This window comes from Mycolicibacterium novocastrense (genome assembly GCF_001499835.1).
Classification (GTDB): domain Bacteria; phylum Actinomycetota; class Actinomycetes; order Mycobacteriales; family Mycobacteriaceae; genus Mycobacterium; species Mycobacterium novocastrense.
In genome coordinates this window covers 222,371-240,355 of the sequence record NZ_LQIH01000045.1, presented here as the reverse complement: position 1 = coordinate 240,355, position 17,985 = coordinate 222,371, and the positions used below count along the sequence as shown (strand labels likewise).

The following is a 17,985-nucleotide window of genomic DNA, read 5'->3' as shown; positions in this document are numbered from 1 at the left end:
GCCGTCACATCCGGCGCATTCTCATGTAGCGCCGCGCATCCGGCACGGAGCGGATGCCCACCACCGCCGCCGCCACGGCCACCACCGCGACGACACCTACCGCGATCCAGCCGATCACTTCCATTGCGGACTCCCTTCAACCAGAGGTTCGACCTCGTCGGGTGCAAAGTACAGGTAGCGGCCGTACCAGTCGTGCAGTTCGGCACCGGGATCGTCCTCGATGACGACGCCGATATGGTGCTCGCCGTCGACGTCCTCGTGCACCGAGGTGACGCGCGCGATCTTGTCGGCGTAGAACACGTCCTGCGCGTCGGCCCGCCGGGACGGGTGCAACCGCACACGGCTGCCACGGGCGACGCGAGTGTCGTTGACGAGCACGGCATCCGAGTCCGGCCGCACCGCCGTATCGGCCATCGGGTCCCACCACTCGATGCCGGTCGGGATCTGCGGGATCAGGTCCGGTTCCCCATTGGGCGCATGCGGGTCCCGCAGCACGCCGTGCAGATTGAGCATCGCCTCGGGTGACATCGAGTCGCAGCGATCGATGATCGCCGCGGCGCGTTGATCGGTGGCGCGGGCCTGTGCTTTCTCGTCGTCGGTCATCGTCATGATGCGCAGCGTCAGGATCTCGTCGATCTCGGTCGAGTCGTAGAGCGCACCCTTGCTCTGCTCGGCGATCTCGGGGTGGTCGTAGAGGATGATCGGTGACGCGAGCACGAGATCCCGATGCGGCGCCGGGCCTGCCAGCACCGGAAAGCAGCGGTGCTGGCGGCACCGCGCCACGGCGTCGGAGGCCCCCTCCGGCGGTTCGAGCAGGGAGACGAATTCACCGTCGGCCACCTCCAGCAACAGGTGGGTCCCGATCAGTGATACAGCGATCGCCTCGTCCTTGTCGCCGGCCGGTGCAGCGGTGTTGCATACATCGAACGTGAGTCGCAGCAAGTCACCGTCCTGCTCGGCGGAGATGGCGAGTCGGCCGCTCAGCTCGCGGCGCGTCCGCACCAGCCTGCCGCCCGCGATGGGCTCGATCTCCCTCGCCGAGGGAACCGAGATGTCCAGTGTGCGAGGCAGGCTCATGACCGGGAACGGGTCGATCGGGATCTCGTACTCGGCGGCTTCGTCCCAGCTGACCCATGCGTCGGTTCCCGAACGCAGTTCGTCGACCGGTTCGAACCGTCCGCCGCCGGCGTCGCGTTCGACACTGCGGCGCTGCAGCTGCAGAAAGCGCAACACACCGGTGACCATCGGGATGCCGTGCGGGGTCAACAGAACCTGGGTGGACAGCGAGGCGTCTTCGCCGATGGCGGCCTCCGCGGCGCCGCTCGGTCCGAGAACGCCGAATTGCCAACGGGACTGGTTCTTGCGCGAGCTGGCGCGGTAGGGGTACAGCAGGTAACCCTCGTAGAGCACCGCGTCCGCGACGGCTCGGGCGTGATCCCAGTCTGCGGTCATCGAATCTCCTCAGCGGTGTGAACGGCCAGTAGCGAGGTGATCGCGTCGTCGTAACCCAGAAGGCCGCGGGCTGATTTGAACTCCGACAGCGCAGCGATGGTGTCGTGACCCAGCCGCAGCCAACCCGTGTTGGGGTAGTGCACGCGCATTAGGTCACGCCACGTCGACACGGGCATGTCGTAGCGGTCCTCGCGATCCCAGGGAACCTGCTGCACGCGCAGGTTCTTCTCACCGCGGGTGAAAATTGTTCCACTGAAAAGGAATTGGAGCGGAATCGTGCCGTCATGCAGTGCATGGAAGTATTTCGCCGCCGTCACCTCGAGGTCGTAGGTGCACTCGAGCGGCAGGTCGACCTGCGTGGTTCCGGTGAATCCCGGCACCATGGTGCTGGCATGTTGCCAGAGGAAGTTGTGTTGTGTGGTGTCCCAGCGTTCGCGGGGGCCGAACAGGTCGAGCAGTCCGAGCGCCTCGTCATCGGAGTATCGGCGACGCAACGGTTCGATGCGAACCTGGCAGCGCAGCGCGATGGCGTGCACGGGGTCGTCACCGTCGGAAGCGATACCGATCCGGGCGGTGAGCACCGGTGTGACCGCGTACGGTTCGGCGCGGATGTCGAGCACGGCGAAGGTCAGCTCTGGCACGGCGCCACCACCTTCGCCCGGTTACGCACGTGCTCGAAGAAGTCCTGAACGTATTCGCGCACCTGCTGGCCGCCGTCGAATCCGCGCCACAGCCGGCGCAGCCTGCCGACGAACTCGTAGCAGGCGTCGATGGGCACCAGAAAGCATTCCGGATCTTGGCTGTCGTCGTCGGGCACCAGCACGAGCAGGGCCTCGGTGTCGTCGGCGAGCAGGTCCACCCGCGGGTCCGCCGCACGCACACCGTCCCACGCGGAGAGGTCCAGTTCGGACTCGGTCGCGCCCGCCGGCCCGGGATAGAAGGCGGCCATGCGATCCAGGCTCGAGTTGCGGAAAAAGAACGCCAGCGCGACCGGGATCTGAAGACGCTGCCAATCCCGGCGGTCCATCCCGAATCCCGGGAAGGACAACCAGCGGTCGGGGACCGCGCGATAGCGGAGCGCGGCCCTGGTGTCGGTGAACAGCAGATAACAGCCGCGGCACACGCACATCAGCGCCCGCGCTTCGACATTCACGACGTGCTGGTGCTCATCGGCGATCGTTTCGGTGCACATCTCACAGCGTTCACCGGCGGGCGCGGGGACCCCGCGGTTGGCCCGGATCATCGCGAGCACGTCGTACGCGCTGGTCATGCCACACCCGCCTCGGTGGGCTGCGCGGCCATCGCGATCGACAACACGCCGTCGCGCGCCAGCAGCGGGATCGGCTCCAGGTGAGCGAGCGGGTCGGCTCCCTCGTCGACGCAGGCCCCGGCGTGCACGACGTCGAAATGGGCGTGGCAGCGCGGGCAGCGCAGCACCGCATCGCCGGGGGGAGACCCCATGCGGCGGTGTAGCGCGGCCCCGGCCAGCGACTCGCGGCAGACACCGCAGCGGTCGCGATAGGCGAACATTTCGTCGCCGATGCGGCACGCCAGCACGGTGGTTCCCGCCACCGAGAATCCGCCGACCTCGCCGGGCGTCAGGTCCGCGAATTCGGGCACGTGGTGCCACGACGCATGCCTGGGCGCGCGCTGCTGGACGCGGCTGAAGAGCGTCGCCGGCGGAATCACCGTCGGGCTCGACGGCGGCGCGACCACCTCGATCGCGGTGACTTCCGGAGCCGCCGCCCGGACGGCGTCCTCGACGGTCAACTCCAGGGTGACCGCCGACGAGGGGCAGCTCTTGCAGCTGCCAGAGAATTGCAGGCGAACGGTGAATCCGTCTGGGACGTGGACTGTTTCGAGGAGTGCCACGTCGCCGCCGTGCGAGCCGAGATACGGCCGGACCCTGTCGAGGGCATCCTCGACGCGCCGATGGATGTCGTGCGGGTGCAACCCGTGGACGAGCAGCAGGCTGGCGACGAGGTCATCGCCGGCCAGTCGTTCGGCCAGCGTGGCGTCGGCGCTCACCGCGATCCGCAGGATCCGTTCGAGTGCGGCGCCGTAGAGGTCGGTCACCTCACCGACGAGTTGGACCGCGCGCTCGTGCGCGGCGGGGCCGCCCGCGGCGGACGCGTCAAGCAGGGCCTGTATTCGGTCGCCCGCCGTACGCCACTGCGCGTCGTCTCGGATCGGCGGGGCCATTCCCTATTCCCCGGTGACGGTCTGGGTGGGGGAGTGCAGCAGGTCGAGTGACTTCCCCTTACCCAGGTACATGTGCACGCCGCACGGCAGACACGGGTCGAAACTGCGCACCGTGCGCATGACGTCGATGCCCTTGAAATGCTCCCTGTCGTTCTCCTCGAAGATGGGCTGGCCTTGGACCGCGTCCTCGTAGGGTCCCGGTGTGCCGTAGCTGTCCCGGGGGTTGGCGTTCCACGGCGTCGGCGGATAGGGGTGATAGTTCGCGATCTTGCCGTCGCGAATCACCATGTGGTGGCTGAGGACTCCGCGGACCGCCTCGGTGAACCCACAGCCGATGCCTTCGTCGGGCACCTCGAACTTCTCCCAGGTCTTGGTCCGGCCGGCTCGAATCTCGGTCAACGCCTTCTCCGCGAAGTGCAGGGCGCAGGCGGCCGCGTAGGCCTGGAAATACGTCCTGGCGCGGTTGCGTTCGAGGGTGTTGCTGCCGTACTGCGGGATCCTCCACTCGAGTTCGACCGGACCCTTCAGGGCCGTCTTGGGCAGGTTGATCTGCACGCTCTGGCCGGTCGCCTTCACATAGCCGATGTCGACCAGTCCGGCGAGTGCGGTGGACCACAGCCGCGCCAACGGACCGCCGCCGGTGTCGAGCGCCAGGTGATCCGTGCCGTCGAACCAGCGCGGCGCCATCACCCAGCTGTAGTTGCCGTCGAAGTCGCGTTTCTGCGGCCGGGGATTGGTGTGCTGGTTCCAGGGATGGCGCCGGTCGATCGGATTGCCGAGGGGATCGGTCTTGACGAACATCTCCTGGTCGGTCCAGTCGTCGTAGTACGAGTGGCCCAACAGGATTCGGATGCCGAGGTTGATGTCGACCAGCGAGTGGGTGTGCAGCTTCCCGTCGATCACCACACCGGGCGTGACGAACATCGCGTCGCCCCAACGCTCCATGTCCTTGTACTCGAAGTTGCACACCTCGGGGTCCTGGAACGAGCCCCAGCAGCCCAGCAGCGTGCGGCGCAAGCCGACCTGGTCGTAGCCGGGAAGCGCTTCGTAGAAGAAGTCGAAGAGGTCGTCGTGCATGGGCACGACCTTCTTCATGAACTCGACGTAGCGCATCAGCCGCGTCATGTAGTCGGTCATCAACTGGACCGTCGCGGTGGTACCGATACCGCCGGGATACAGCGTCGACGGATGGACGTGTCGACCCTCCATGAGGCAGAACATCTCTCGCGTCCACCGACTGACCTGCAGGGCCTCGCGGTAGAACTCGCCGGTGAAAGGATTGAGCGCACGCATGATCTCGGCGATCGTGCGGTAGCCGTGCATGTCCGCATGCGGGGCCTGGGTGTTCTCCGCCTTGGCCAGCACACTGGGATTGGTCTCGGAGACCATCTTCTCGCAGTAGTCGACGCCGACCAGGTTCTCCTGGAAGATGTTGTGGTCGAACATGTACTCGGCGGCTTCACCGAGGTTGATCAGCCACTCGCCGAGATGTGGCGGCTTGACACCGTAGGCCATGTTCTGGCAGTAGCACGAGCACGTCGCATGGTTGTCACCGCAGATGCCGCAGATGCGGCTCGTGATGAAGTGCGCGTCGCGAGGATCCTTGCCCTTCATGAAGATCGAGTAACCGCGGAAGATCGACGAGGTGCTGTGGCACTCGACGACCTCGCGATTGTCGAAGTCGATCTTGGTGTAGATGCCGAGGCTACCGACGATCCGGGTGATGGGATCCCACGCCATCTCCACCAGTTGGCCGGGGTCGCGCTTCACGTGTGACGGCTCGGGGATGATGGTTGTCATCGAACTCTTCTCTTTCTTCAGATGAGGAGCGTCACAGGACATTTCGGAGACCGAAAGCACGCCTGCGCGCCCTCCGACGAGCCACACCTACCAGGTGCGGGTCGCTCCGGTCGTGAGTTGCGTGCCGCGATGGCGCCACTTCGGCTCTTTGTCGACGGTGCGGCCGGTGATATGGCGCAGGCTGCGGATCACCGACCCGTACAGGCCCGACGCCGCGGTGGACACCTTGCCACCGGGGGGTTCGTCCATGAACGGCATGAATTTGTCGGGGAATCCGGGCATGGTGCAGCCGATGCATATGCCACCCACGTTCGGGCAGCCGCCGATTCCGTTGATCCAGCCGCGCTTGGGTACGTTGCACTTGACGACCGGACCCCAGCAACCCAGTTTGACAATGCATTTCGGCGATCCGTACTCGGTCGCGAAATCGCCCTGTTCGTAGTACCCGGCTCGGTCACAACCCTCGTGCACGGTTGCGCCGAACAGCCACTGGGGCCGTAGCGCATCGTCGAGGGGGATCATCGGAGCCTGATCCGTGGCCATGTACAGCAGGTAGGTCAGCGTCTCGGCGAGGTTGTCGGGTTGGATCGGACATCCCGGTACGCAGACGATCGGAATGCCGGCCTTGGTCTTCCAGTCCCAGCCGAGGTAGTCCGGGACACCCATGGCGCCGGTGGGATTGCCCGCCATCGCGTGGATGCCGCCGTAGGTGGCGCACGTTCCGACCGCGACGACGGCAGTGGCCTTGGGCGCCAGCCGATCCAGCCACTCGCTGGTGGTCATCGGTTGGCCGGTGGCCGGATCGTTGCCGAATCCGCACCAGTAGCCTTCGGCCTTGATCTTCTCGTTCGGGATGGACCCCTCGACGACCAGAACGAATGGTTCCAGTTCACCCCGGTCGGCCTTGAAGAACCATTCGAGAAAATCGTCGGCGCCACCGTTCGGCCCGCACTCGAAATCGATCAGGGGCCAATGGACGGCGATTCTGGGCAGCCCGGGAAGAGCGCCGAGGGCGATCTCCTCGATGCTGGGCTGGGTGGCGGCAGTCAACGCCACCGAATCTCCGTCACAACTCAATCCGGCGTTGATCCACAGGACGTGGATCAAGGCCTCTTCCGCTTTGACTGCTGCCTCCGTTGGCATAGGTCACAGCTTCCTGGGGGCCGGGCTGGGGCCCTCACGACCGGGAGCCGGGCTGGGGCTCCCAACCTCACGTTGTGCCGCGGCGCCGAATTCCGGCGCTGAGTCTGGGTTTACTCCGGGGGTTATATCTTGTCAATGGGTGCGAGCGCAGAGGCCGAGTTCGCGCAATCGTCGATCCAGTCGTACCACCGCGCGACACCGTCGCCGGTGGCGGCCGACATGGTCAGTATCTGCGCGCCTGGGTTCAGCGAGCGTACATGGTCGCGGCATTTCTCAAGATCGAAAGCGACATACGGCAGCAGGTCGGTCTTGTTCACGATCACCAGTCCCGCCGCGGCGAACATGTGTGGATACTTCAGCGGCTTGTCGTCGCCCTCCGTCGCCGAGATCACGACGACTTTGCTGCGCTCACCCAGATCGAACAGAGCGGGGCAGACGAGGTTGCCGACGTTCTCGATGAACAGAAGCGACCCCGGCTCGGGGTCGAGGGTCTCCAGTGCCCGTTGCACCATGGTGGCGTCGAGATGGCAGCCCGCGCCGGTGTTGACCTGTACGGCCCGCGCTCCCGCGGCCCTGATGCGTTCGGCGTCCAGCAGCGTCTCCTGATCGCCTTCGATGACCGCGACCGGGCGATCCGGGTGCAGATCGCGGATGGCGCGTTCCAGAAGGGTGGTCTTACCGGCGCCCGGCGAGCTGGTGAGGTTGAGCGCCAGGATGTTGCGGGCGGCCAGCCATGCGCGGTTCCGTTCGGCGAGCTCGTCGTTCTTGGCGAGCACCTTCTGCTCGAGCGTGATGGTCTCGGTGTGGACGTGTTCGCCTTCGTGGAGATGGTCATGCTCGTGAGGGTGGAGGTGGGTGTGTCCCGGCGTGGTGATGGTCGCACCGTCGTCGCCGCAGCCGCAGGTCGCGCACATGCTCAACTCACCTCCATCGAGAGAATCCTCAGATCCCGACCGGCGGTCACCTCGACATCGGCACTGCCGCAGGGACACAACAGAATCAGATCGGGTAGTTCGAAGCTTTGGCCGCAGGTGTGACAGCGCGCCGCGCCGGGTTGCACATCGAGGTCCAGGCGCGCGCCGTCGGCGACGGTGCCCGCGGTGGCGAGTTCGAAGCAGAACCGCATAGAGTCCGGTACGACGGCGCACAGCGCGCCGACCTCCAGCTTGACGCAGTGCACCCGGCGTCCCGCGGCGTGCTCGCACACCGCATCGACCACACTCTGCGTTATCGCCATCTCGTGCACGCGGACCCCGTTTCGGCCGGGATGACTTCACGATAGGCCGCGCGGCGCCCGCAGGAGCGGCCTATTCGACACGCAGCCCATCCCACGGCGTGTCTCACTTGAGTCGAACAGGTGTTCGTCTACTGTGGGCAGTGTTCGACGGCTAGATGCTGCTGGTCCGGCCGACTTGTCACAGAACTTGTCGGTGGCTGCCTCTAGCGTCACGGCCAACAGATCGAAACCGATCACCGAACAGCTAGACATCCGAAGGACGGAGAACCCCATGGCGCAGGCACCCGACCGCGAGAAGGCCCTCGAGCTGGCACTCGCGCAGATCGACAAGAACTTCGGCAAGGGGTCGGTGATGCGGCTCGGCGAAGAGGTCCGCCAGCCCATCTCGGTCATCCCGACCGGTTCGATCGCGCTGGACGTGGCCCTCGGCATCGGCGGCCTGCCGCGGGGCAGGGTCATCGAGATCTACGGCCCGGAGTCGTCGGGTAAGACCACCGTCGCGCTGCACGCGGTCGCCAACGCGCAGGCCGCCGGCGGTATCGCGGCATTCATCGACGCCGAGCACGCGCTGGATCCGGAGTACGCCAAGAAGCTCGGGGTGGACACCGACGCGCTGCTGGTCAGCCAGCCCGACACCGGTGAGCAGGCGCTGGAGATCGCCGACATGCTGATCCGTTCGGGCGCGCTGGACATCCTGGTCATCGACTCGGTGGCGGCGCTGGTGCCCCGCGCCGAGATCGAGGGGGAGATGGGCGACAGCCACGTCGGCCTGCAGGCCCGGCTGATGAGCCAGGCGCTGCGCAAGATGACCGGCGCGTTGAGCAACTCGGGCACCACCGCGATCTTCATCAACCAGCTCCGCGAAAAAATCGGTGTGATGTTCGGGTGTTTTGCCTATGGCACCCGGGTGCAGTTGGCCGACGGCACCACCGAGAAGATCGGCAAGATCGTCAACCAGAAGATGGACGTTGAGGTCATGTCCTATGACCCGGACACCGATCAGGTTGTGCCCCGCAAGGTGGTGAACTGGTTCAACAACGGTCCCGCCGAGCAATTTCTTCAGTTCACCGTCGAGAAGTCGGGCGGCAACGGCAAATCGCAGTTCGCGGCTACCCCGAACCACCTGATCCGCACTCCCGCCGGCTGGACGGAAGCGGGCGACCTCGTCGCCGGTGATCGAGTGATGGCCGCGGAGCCGCATCGACTCAGCGATCAGCAGTTTCAGGTCGTACTCGGGTCTTTGATGGGCGATGGCAACCTGTCGCCGAATCGCCGGGACCGTAATGGGGTTCGCTTTAGAATGGGCCACGGCGCCAAGCAGGTCGACTATTTGCAGTGGAAGACAGCGCTTCTGGGCAATATCAAGCACTCGACCCACGTAAATGACAAGGGCGCAACGTTCGTCGACTTCACCCCGCTGCCCGAGTTGGCTGAACTGCAGCGGGCGGTGTATCTCGGTGACGGTAAGAAGTTCTTATCCGAGGAGTACCTCAAGGCGCTCACTCCGCTGGCGCTTGCTATCTGGTACATGGATGACGGGACGTTCACCGTCCGTTCCAAGGGGCTGCAGGAGCGCACCGCGGGTGGCAGCGGGCGTATCGAGATTTGTGTCGAGGCCATGAGTGAGGGCACTCGGATCCGGCTGCGTGATTATCTGCGCGATACACACGGTCTGGACGTACGGTTGCGGCTGTCCGGTGCGGCCGGAAAGTCGGTGCTGGTGTTCTCCACCGCGTCCAGCGCGAAGTTTCAGGAATTGGTGGCCCCGTACATCACGCCCTCGATGGAGTACAAGTTGCTGCCTCGGTTCCGCGGTCAGGGCGCGGTAACACCGCAGTTCGTCGAGCCCACGCAGCGGTTGGTTCCGGCGCGAGTCCTCGATGTCCACGTCAAGCCACATACTCGATCGATGAATCGATTCGACATCGAGGTCGAGGGTAACCACAACTATTTCGTCGACGGCGTCATGGTGCACAATTCGCCCGAAACCACAACGGGCGGAAAGGCTTTGAAGTTCTACGCCTCGGTCCGGATGGATGTCAGGCGGATCGAGACCCTCAAGGACGGCACCGACGCGGTCGGTAACCGCACCCGGGTCAAGGTCGTCAAGAACAAGGTGTCGCCGCCGTTCAAGCAGGCCGAGTTCGACATCCTCTACGGCAAGGGCATCAGCAAGGAAGGCTCACTCATCGACATGGGTGTCGAGCAGGGCTTCATCCGCAAGTCCGGCTCGTGGTTCACCTACGAAGGTGAGCAGTTGGGCCAGGGCAAGGAGAACGCCCGCAACTTCCTGCTCGAGAACGTCGAGGTGGCCAACGAGATCGAAAAGAAGATCAAAGAGAAGCTCGGCATTGGCGCCGTGGTGACCGATGACGAAGTCCTGCCCGCCCCCGTCGACTTCTGAGGCCTCGCGCGAGGAGCAGGCGCGAAATGTGTGTCTGCGTCTGCTCACCGCGCGAGCGCGCACTCGGGCCGAACTGGCCGGCCAGCTCACCAAGCGTGGATACCCAGACGACGTCAGCGAAAAGGTGCTCGACCGGCTCGAACAAGTCGGCCTCGTTGATGACGCTAATTTCGCCGAACAGTGGGTCCGATCCCGGCGGGTGAACGCCGGAAAAGGCAGGCGCGCGTTGATTGCCGAGCTACGGACCAAAGGCGTCGACACGGACATCATCGAGGCGACGCTGGCCGACGACGAACCCGGTGCCGAACGCGCCCGCGCCGAGCGACTCGTGGCCGACAAGCTGCGCCGCGAAAAGCTGGCCGATGGCGACGACGCCAAGCTGGCCCGTCGGCTCGTCGGGATGCTCGCCCGGCGCGGCTACAACCAAACGATGGCGTTCGACGTCGTCAAGGTCGCTTTGGCCAACGAACGCGAGCGTCGCCAGGTCTAGGACTCCAGACCGTGGTCGAGAAGTCGAGTCCTCGGCGCACGTAGCGTGGCCGGTTGCAAGGAAATAGCCGACCGCGTAAGCATTTTGCATGCAGTTGTCCGTCAAGCTGGCGCCCACCTTCGACTACCCGGTCCTCGAGCGGTTCTGGCGGACCGCCGACGACCTCGGATTCCCGGCGGTGTGGAACTACGACCACTTCTACGGCCTGGTCGATCCCACGACGCCGACCCACGAGGGGTGGACCAGTCTCGCCGCGATGGCGGTCGTCGTGCGGCGCGCCCGCGTGGGCTGCCTGGTCAGCGGTGTCACCTATCGCAACCCCGCGGTGCTGGCGAAGATGGCCGTCACCGTGGACCACATCTCCGGCGGGCGACTGGACTTCGGTCTCGGGGCCGGCTGGCACGAGGCCGAGCACCGCGGTTACGGGATCGACTTTCCGCCGCCGGGACAGCGGGTCGCGATGGTCGACGAGGCGCTGACGGTCATCCGCAGGCTGTGGACCGAGGAGACGGTCGACTTCATCGGCCGTTTCTTCACGCTGCAGCAGGCGCTCTGCGATCCCAAGCCGCTCCAACGTCCGCATCCGCCGATCGTCGTTGGCGCGTCGCAGCCGAAGATGTTGCGCGTCGCGGCACGCCACGCCGACGAATGGAACATGCCGAGTACCTCGCCCCAGGAATGGGCGGCCGCCAGCCACGGTCTCGACGAGGCGTGCGCGGCCGAAAGCCGTGACCCAGCGTCGATCCGACGGGGCGTGCAGTTGTTCCTGCATCCGGAGCAGCCCGATCAGGTCGACGCCCAGCTGGACTCCCTGGCCGATTACGGCCGACTCGGCTGCCAGCACGTCGTGTTGTCCTTCTATCAGCCGCCCGACGACGAGTTGCTGGCCCGATGCGCGGAACTGGCCTGATCACACGGCTTTAGCGCCAGGTGCGCCCTCCTGCTCGACGGCCTCGGTCTCAAGCGGCGTCGGACCACGACGCGAACGCCGCATCCGCGCTTCCACCCGGGTCGCCACCCAGGACAGCGTGAAGTTCACGGTGATGATCAACAACGCGACCACGATCAGCGCTGGCAGCAGATTGCTGTAGGCGGTACCCATCTGCACGCCCTGGCGCACGAGTTCGAGGAACGTGATGATGTAGCCGATCGCGGTGTCCTTGAGGACGACGACGAGTTGCGAGATCAGCACCGGCAGCATCGACGTGATCGCCTGCGGCAACAGGATCGAGCGCATCGTCTGGCCCCACGTCATGCCGAGGGCATAGGCCGCCTCCGACTGGCCGCGGGGCAGGGCGTGGACGCCGGCGCGCACGATCTCGGCGATGACTGCGCCGTTGTAGAGCGTCAGCCCGGTGATGACCGCGGCGAGCGCCAGATGCCTGGACGGGAACATGTCGTAGGCGGCGTACAGCGCGAACGCGAACAGCATCATGATCAGAACCGGTACGGCACGGAAGAATTCGACGATGACCGCGCACGGCCACCGAAGCAGGCCGTGTGTCGAGAGTCGGCCCACACCGAGCAGCAGACCGAGTATCAGCGCCAGCACGATCGACACCGCCGCGGCGGTCAACGTGCCTTGCACGCCGGGCAGTACGTACGTCCTCCACAGGTCGGCCGTCAGGAACGGCTTCCATTTGGCCGCCGTGAGCTGATCCTTGGCCGCCATCTGCACGAGCACCGCGACCAGGACCAGCGCGGTGACGACGATGACGATCGCCGACACGAACCAGTTACGAACCCGCGCCCGCGGTCCCGGAGCGTCGAAGAGGACAGAAGCCGAACTCATCGGTTGACCGCCATCCGTTTGCCGAGCCAGCCGAAGAACAGTCCGGTCGGCAGTGTGAGGACGACGAAGCCGGCTGCGAAGATCGCACCGATGGTGAGGATCGCCGCTGTGTTCTCGATCATCTCCTTCATCAGCAACGCCGCCTCGGCCACGCCGATCGCCGAGGCGATCGTGGTGTTCTTGGTCAAGGCGATCAATACCGACCCCAGCGGAATGATCACGGCTCGAAAAGCCTGTGGCATCAGGATGAGCCGCAGATTCTGCCCGAATGTCAACCCCAACGACCGCGCCGCCTCGGCCTGGCCCAGCGGCACGGTGTTCACCCCGGAGCGCACCGTCTCACATACGAATGCCGCGGTGTACAGCGCCAGGCCGAGCACCGCCAGACGAAAGTTGCTGTCTTCGATGGACGTACGCGAGTTCGGGTCGACCAGCGTGATCCCCATGGTCCCGGCCAACCCGAACGAGCAGAACAGGATGATCAGCGTCAGCGGCGTATTGCGCACCACGTTGACGTATGTCGTTCCGAGCCAACGCAGCACCGGCACCGGTGCCAGCCGCATCGCGGCCAGCACCGTGCCGAGCACCAGCGCGCCGATGCCGGAGTAGACCGTCAGCTGGATGGTCGTCCAGAACGCCTCGACGATCTGGCCGACGGTGTAGCCGGGGAGAACCTCCACATGACCTCCTAGCGCGGGGGAGGTCCGTCAGCTCTGGTTGATCTGCGGGGGCTGCGGCGCGGGAATCCCCGCCGCCCCGAGGTTGTCGTCCCAGGCCTTCTTCCAGGCGCCTTCCTGAATCATTTTCGCGAGCGCGTCGTTGATCTTCGTCAGGAGCTCGGAATCGCCCTTCTTCAAACCGATTCCGTAGCGCTCCTCGGAGAAGGTGCCGCCGACGACCTTGAACGCACCGGGGTTCTGCGCGGCATAGCCGGCCAGGATCACCTCGTCGGTCGTCACCGCGTCGATGCCGCCGTTCTTCAACGCCTCGACGCAGGCCGAGTACGTGTCGTACTGCTGCAGTTGTACGCGGGGGTACTTGTCCTTGATGCGTTGAGCGGGTGTGGATCCCGACACCGAGCAGAGCTTCTTGTTGTTCTCCAGCGATGCCTCACCGGTGATGTCGGTGTTGTCGGCGCGCACCAACAGGCTCTGGCCGGTGATCAGATACGGTCCGGCGAAATCGACCTTCTTCTCCCGCGCCTCGGTGATCGAGTACGTCGCAACGATGTACTTCACCTGCCCGTTCTGAATCAGCGTCTCGCGTTGACCGGACGGCGCTTCCTTCCACTCGATCTTGTCCTCGGGATAGCCGAGCTGCTGGGCGACGTACTTCGCCACGTCGACGTCGAAGCCGCTCATGCTGCCGTTGGGATTCTTCATTCCGAGCCCGGGCTGGTCGAACTTGGTGCCGATGACGATCGTGTCGCCGTCGCTCCCACCACCGCAGGCGGTGGCGGACAGAGGCAGCGCGACGGCGAGAGCGAGCGCTCCCAGAACGCGCCTGGAGATCGATGGCATTGGAGATTCCTTTCGACTAGTGGTGAAGGATCTTGCCGAGAAAGTCTTTGGCACGGTCGCTTTGGGGGTTGGTGAAGAACTGGTCGGGTTCGGCCGCCTCGACGATTGCGCCGTCGGCCATGAACACCACCCGGTTGGCCGCGCCCCGGGCAAAACCCATCTCGTGCGTCACGACCAACATCGTCATCCCGTCTTTGGCCAGCGACGTCATGACGTTGAGCACTTCGTTGATCATTTCGGGGTCCAGCGCGCTGGTCGGTTCGTCGAACAGCATCACCTTCGGGTTCATCGCCAAAGATCGCGCGATGGCCACCCGCTGCTGCTGGCCACCGGACAACTGCGCCGGGTACTTGTCGGCCTGATTCGCAATGCCCACCCGCTCGAGCAGCTGCATCGCCTTCTCGCGGGCCTCGTTCTTCGATTTTTTGCGCACCTTCATCGGAGCCAGAGTGACGTTCTCGAGGATCGTCTTGTGGGCGAACAGGTTGAAGGACTGGAACACCATGCCCACGTCGGACCGCAACTCGGCGAGCTTGCGTCCCTCCTCGGGAAGCACTTCACCGTCGATCGTGATCGTGCCCGAATCGATGGGTTCGAGCCGATTGATGGTGCGGCACAACGTCGACTTGCCCGAGCCCGACGGACCGAGCACCACGATCACCTCGCCGCGCTCCACGTCGAGGTTGATGTCCTTGAGCACATGCAGGCTGCCGAAGTGTTTGTTGACATCCGAGATCGAGATCATCGGCACGCTTGACTGAGTCGGATTGACCTCTTTTCCGTCCGACTCGCTGGTCTTCATGGGTGCAGACCTTACCGAGGGAAGGGCATGCCTGCCCGGAACTCGTCAATCCGCCCGGGTCGGCGCACCGCCGGGTCCGTACCATGGGGCCGTGACTTCGATGGTGACGCGACAGGGAGCGGCCGACGTGGCCGTTCGCCCACACGCGACCGACGAGTCCTCACGCGCGCCGGCGACAATCCGCACGTACCAGGTCCGCACCTACGGCTGCCAGATGAACGTGCACGACTCCGAGCGACTCGCGGGATTGCTGGAAGGCGCCGGGTACCAACGCGCCGCCGAGGGCGAGGACGCCGATGTCGTCGTGTTCAACACCTGCGCCGTGCGCGAGAACGCCGACAACAAGCTCTACGGCAACATCAGCCACCTGGCGCCGCGCAAGCAGGCCAATCCCGATATGCAGATCGCCGTCGGCGGCTGCCTGGCGCAGAAAGACCGGGCCGCCGTGCTGCGCCGGGCACCGTGGGTCGACGTGGTGTTCGGCACACACAACATCGGGTCCCTGCCCACGCTGCTCGAACGGGCCAGGCACAACAAGGCGGCCCAGGTCGAGATCGTCGAGGCGCTGCAGGAGTTCCCGTCCGCGCTGCCCGCCGCCCGCGAATCCGCATATGCCGCTTGGGTGTCGGTGTCGGTGGGCTGCAACAACACCTGCACGTTCTGCATCGTGCCCGCGCTGCGCGGCAAGGAGGTCGACCGCCGGCCCGGCGACGTGCTCGCCGAGGTGCAGACGCTCGTCGAACAAGGCGTGCTCGAGATCACGCTGCTCGGCCAGAACGTCAACGCCTACGGCGTCTCTTTCGTCGACCCCGAAGAGCCGCGGGACCGCGGCGCGTTCGCCAAACTCCTGCGCGCCTGCGGGCGCATCGACGGACTGGAACGGGTGCGGTTCACCTCACCACACCCCGCGGAGTTCACCGACGACGTCATCGCCGCGATGGCCGAGACGCCGAATGTGTGCCCGACGCTGCACATGCCGCTGCAGTCCGGGTCCGACCACATCCTGCGCGCGATGCGACGGTCCTACCGCGCCGAGCGCTACCTCGGCATCATCGACCGCGTCCGCGCGGCGATACCGCATGCGGCGATCACGACCGACCTCATCGTCGGCTTTCCGGGTGAGACCGAGGAGGACTTCCAGGCGACGCTCGATGTCGTCGAGCAGGCGAGGTTCGCCAGCGCGTTCACCTTCCAGTACTCCAAGCGGCCCGGCACCCCCGCCGCCGAGTTACCCGATCAGATTCCGAAAGCCGTTGTGAGCGAACGCTATCAGCGTTTGATCGACCTCCAGGAGAGAATCTCGCTCGAGGAGAACCGCGCGCTGGTCGGCCGCACCGTCGAAGTCCTGGTGGCTGCCGGGGAGGGCCGCAAGGACGCCTCGACGGCCAGAATGTCGGGCCGTGCCCGCGACGGCCGCCTGGTGCACTTCAACCCGGAGCGACTCGACATCCGCCCCGGCGACGTCGTGACCACGACCGTGACCGGCGCCGCACCGCACCATCTGATCGCCGATTCGGCCGTGCACAGCCATCGGCGCACCCGGGCGGGCGACGCCCACGCCGAAGGTCGGCGCCCACGCACCGGAGTGGGCCTGGGCATGCCGGGCATCGGCGCACCGACGACACCCGCTACCGCGACGGGATGCACACAGTGACGACGCCCGGCGATAAAGGTTTCGAGGAGTTCAAGGGCGACATCGAGGCCGCCGAGCGACGCGTCGCGGGCGAGATCGACCCCGGCGCACGAGCCCTGGTGATCGCCATCGGGGTGTTCGTACTGCTGGTGTCGTTCATCCTGCCGCACACCGGCGACGCGCGCGGTCTGGATGTGCTCGTCGGCGGCGAAACCGCGCTCCGCGAGGGAATCACCCTGCCGTTACGGGTATTCGCTTGGCTGGTACTGGTATTCGGCGTCGGCTTCTCGATGCTCGCGCTGCTCACCCGGCGCTGGGCGCTGGCCTGGATCGCGCTGGCGGGCTCGACCGTGGCGACGCTTCTCGGTTTGTTGGCGGTGTGGTCGCGCCAAACCGCCCCCGACCGTTACCCGGGTCCCGGAATCGGGCTCATCATCGCCTGGATCGCGGTCGCGGTGGTGACGTTCCACTGGGCCAGGGCGGTGTGGGCGCGCACCGCGCTGCAGTTGGCCGCCGAGGAGGAACGGCGCAGGGCCGCCGCGGAGCAACAGAAGAAGGGTCTGCTCGAGAACCTCGACGACGACAACGGCTCGACCGACGGCTGACCTACCCCTCGGCGGCCGCACCGAATGGCCTATTTCTGAGTGGGACAGGCCTCGATCGGAACCTTCATCACGAGGTCGCCCTGCTTGTCGAAGTGAAACGTCATGTCCACCGACTTGCCCGGCGTCGCCGATTCCCGAAGCCCCTCGACTCTGGCCGTGAAGGGTTGGTCTGCGGCGCCGTCGGTGACGTCTTCGATCGGTTGGCCGGCGGCGATCGACGTCTCGGGCGGAATCTCCAGCGTCGCATCGGGAGACAGCCGAATCGCCTCGGCGGCGGGTGTCTCGATGCCGAGCAGGCGTTCGGGCTCGGTGATCCGGTTGTTCGTCACCGTGAACGTGAGCGCCGCCGCATCGCCGACCTGAATGGCGCACGACCCCGGTATGAAGCGCGGCACGATGAAGGCATTCTCGACCGACGTCGTCTCGGTCTCCGAACCCGCGCCCCGGTTCGACGAGTCCATGTTCGGATCGCCGCCGCAACCGGCGACCAGCACGCTCGTCACCAAACCGGCCGCCGCAACGCGACGCCGTGAAACGGTAAGTGTCTTCATCTGAGTTGCCGATCTCGCGGCAAAGCATCCCGGCGAGTCGAAGCGCGGCAGGCACAGCCAGTCGACCCGGGAGTGGGATCGGCGAGGTCTTCCACTCGCAGAGACTGGGCTTTGGTCGGGTCAACGGTGAGAGCTTGCATGGTGAGAAGAGTTGCCCGCGAACCGCGTCCCTATACGTTCGGCAGCCGACCGGCGCACCGGGCCCACTGCGCCTACTTCTGTTTGCTGAATTTGCGAGTCCGGGTTCACGGGTTCTTATTAGAGTCCTTTCAGGTTGCGGTATTCCTGCGCCGATAGTCTGCACGTACAGGCCGGTCGACAGCGCCCAGCCGAACGGTGGGCGGGCCGGTCCGA

At 65.6% G+C, this 17,985-nt stretch carries 19 protein-coding genes; 5 read left to right on the top strand and 14 right to left on the bottom strand.

The features are described 5' to 3' along the window. Positions 1-4 precede the first annotated feature (4 nt). From AU072_RS28970 to AU072_RS22995, 9 genes are all read right to left on the bottom strand, one after another. Positions 5-124: a DUF6893 family small protein gene (locus AU072_RS28970; RefSeq protein ID WP_407937620.1), complete on the bottom strand. Its 120-nt coding sequence runs from the start codon at positions 122-124 to the stop codon at positions 5-7. After that, positions 115-1,452, bottom strand: a complete 1,338-nt coding sequence (locus AU072_RS23030; RefSeq protein ID WP_064415893.1) for a hypothetical protein — start codon at positions 1,450-1,452, stop codon at positions 115-117. Before AU072_RS23030 ends, AU072_RS28970 begins: the two co-directional genes overlap by 10 nt. Then, positions 1,449-2,093, bottom strand: a complete 645-nt coding sequence (locus AU072_RS23025) for a DUF6084 family protein (protein WP_064350948.1) — start codon at positions 2,091-2,093, stop codon at positions 1,449-1,451. Before AU072_RS23025 ends, AU072_RS23030 begins: the two co-directional genes overlap by 4 nt. After that, positions 2,081-2,722, bottom strand: a complete 642-nt coding sequence (locus tag AU072_RS23020; protein WP_064415892.1) for a DUF5947 family protein — start codon at positions 2,720-2,722, stop codon at positions 2,081-2,083. The genes AU072_RS23025 and AU072_RS23020 overlap by 13 nt, the downstream gene beginning before the upstream one ends. Further along, positions 2,719-3,654, bottom strand: a complete 936-nt coding sequence (locus tag AU072_RS23015) for a NifU-related iron-sulfur-binding protein (RefSeq protein ID WP_064415891.1) — start codon at positions 3,652-3,654, stop codon at positions 2,719-2,721. The genes AU072_RS23020 and AU072_RS23015 overlap by 4 nt, the downstream gene beginning before the upstream one ends. Before the next feature lie 3 nt (positions 3,655-3,657). Next, on the bottom strand, positions 3,658-5,454 hold the full coding sequence (locus AU072_RS23010) for a nickel-dependent hydrogenase large subunit (protein ID WP_064415926.1): 1,797 nt from the start codon (positions 5,452-5,454) through the stop codon (positions 3,658-3,660). Between the two features lie 87 nt (positions 5,455-5,541). After that, a complete protein-coding gene (locus AU072_RS23005; protein WP_064350945.1) occupies positions 5,542-6,597 on the bottom strand; it encodes an NADH-quinone oxidoreductase subunit B family protein in 1,056 nt (351 codons plus the stop codon). 122 nt (positions 6,598-6,719) lie between these two features. After that, positions 6,720-7,511 carry a hydrogenase nickel incorporation protein HypB gene (gene hypB, locus AU072_RS23000; RefSeq protein WP_064415890.1) on the bottom strand — a complete coding sequence of 264 codons (792 nt, stop codon included), beginning with the start codon at positions 7,509-7,511 and terminating at the stop codon, positions 6,720-6,722. 2 nt (positions 7,512-7,513) lie between these two features. After that, complete coding sequence (locus AU072_RS22995; protein ID WP_064350943.1) at positions 7,514-7,843, bottom strand: hydrogenase maturation nickel metallochaperone HypA/HybF; 330 nt, start codon at positions 7,841-7,843, stop codon at positions 7,514-7,516. A 262-nt stretch (positions 7,844-8,105) separates the two neighbouring features. On the opposite strand from AU072_RS22995, the gene recA reads away from it, so the two are divergent. The 3 genes from recA to AU072_RS22980 all read left to right on the top strand — a co-directional run bounded on the left by recA (position 8,106) and on the right by AU072_RS22980 (position 11,638). Then, positions 8,106-10,238, top strand: coding sequence for an intein-containing recombinase RecA (gene recA, locus AU072_RS22990; protein ID WP_064402444.1), 2,133 nt, complete (start codon positions 8,106-8,108; stop codon positions 10,236-10,238). Further along, positions 10,204-10,728, top strand: a complete 525-nt coding sequence (gene recX, locus AU072_RS22985) for a recombination regulator RecX (protein WP_064402443.1) — start codon at positions 10,204-10,206, stop codon at positions 10,726-10,728. The genes recA and recX overlap by 35 nt, the downstream gene beginning before the upstream one ends. Positions 10,729-10,816: 88 nt before the next feature. Then, positions 10,817-11,638, top strand: a complete 822-nt coding sequence (locus AU072_RS22980; protein WP_064402441.1) for a TIGR03560 family F420-dependent LLM class oxidoreductase — start codon at positions 10,817-10,819, stop codon at positions 11,636-11,638. Here AU072_RS22980 and AU072_RS22975 read toward each other — a convergent pair whose 3' ends face one another. Genes AU072_RS22975 through AU072_RS22960 form a run of 4 tightly spaced genes read right to left on the bottom strand, consistent with a single transcriptional unit; the run spans position 11,639 to position 14,785 of the window. After that, positions 11,639-12,520 (bottom strand): amino acid ABC transporter permease, encoded by an 882-nt coding sequence (locus AU072_RS22975; protein ID WP_064402439.1) that lies wholly within the window; start codon positions 12,518-12,520, stop codon positions 11,639-11,641. Continuing rightward, a complete protein-coding gene (locus AU072_RS22970; protein WP_064415889.1) occupies positions 12,517-13,200 on the bottom strand; it encodes an amino acid ABC transporter permease in 684 nt (227 codons plus the stop codon). The genes AU072_RS22975 and AU072_RS22970 overlap by 4 nt, the downstream gene beginning before the upstream one ends. Before the next feature lie 27 nt (positions 13,201-13,227). Next, positions 13,228-14,040: a glutamate ABC transporter substrate-binding protein gene (locus AU072_RS22965; RefSeq protein ID WP_064415888.1), complete on the bottom strand. Its 813-nt coding sequence runs from the start codon at positions 14,038-14,040 to the stop codon at positions 13,228-13,230. Between the two features lie 16 nt (positions 14,041-14,056). Next, on the bottom strand, positions 14,057-14,785 hold the full coding sequence (locus AU072_RS22960) for an amino acid ABC transporter ATP-binding protein (protein ID WP_064402858.1): 729 nt from the start codon (positions 14,783-14,785) through the stop codon (positions 14,057-14,059). Between the two features lie 157 nt (positions 14,786-14,942). Between AU072_RS22960 and miaB the strand changes: the two genes are divergently transcribed. Further along, entirely contained in the window at positions 14,943-16,496 is a 1,554-nt protein-coding gene (miaB, locus tag AU072_RS22955) for a tRNA (N6-isopentenyl adenosine(37)-C2)-methylthiotransferase MiaB (protein WP_064402434.1), read from the top strand. After that, entirely contained in the window at positions 16,484-17,080 is a 597-nt protein-coding gene (locus AU072_RS22950; protein ID WP_064415887.1) for an Rv2732c family membrane protein, read from the top strand. Before miaB ends, AU072_RS22950 begins: the two co-directional genes overlap by 13 nt. Positions 17,081-17,109: 29 nt before the next feature. On the opposite strand, the gene AU072_RS22945 is transcribed toward AU072_RS22950, so the two are convergent. Further along, positions 17,110-17,631 (bottom strand): copper chaperone PCu(A)C domain-containing protein, encoded by a 522-nt coding sequence (locus tag AU072_RS22945; protein WP_067089976.1) that lies wholly within the window; start codon positions 17,629-17,631, stop codon positions 17,110-17,112. Between the last annotated feature and the right edge of the window lie 354 nt (positions 17,632-17,985).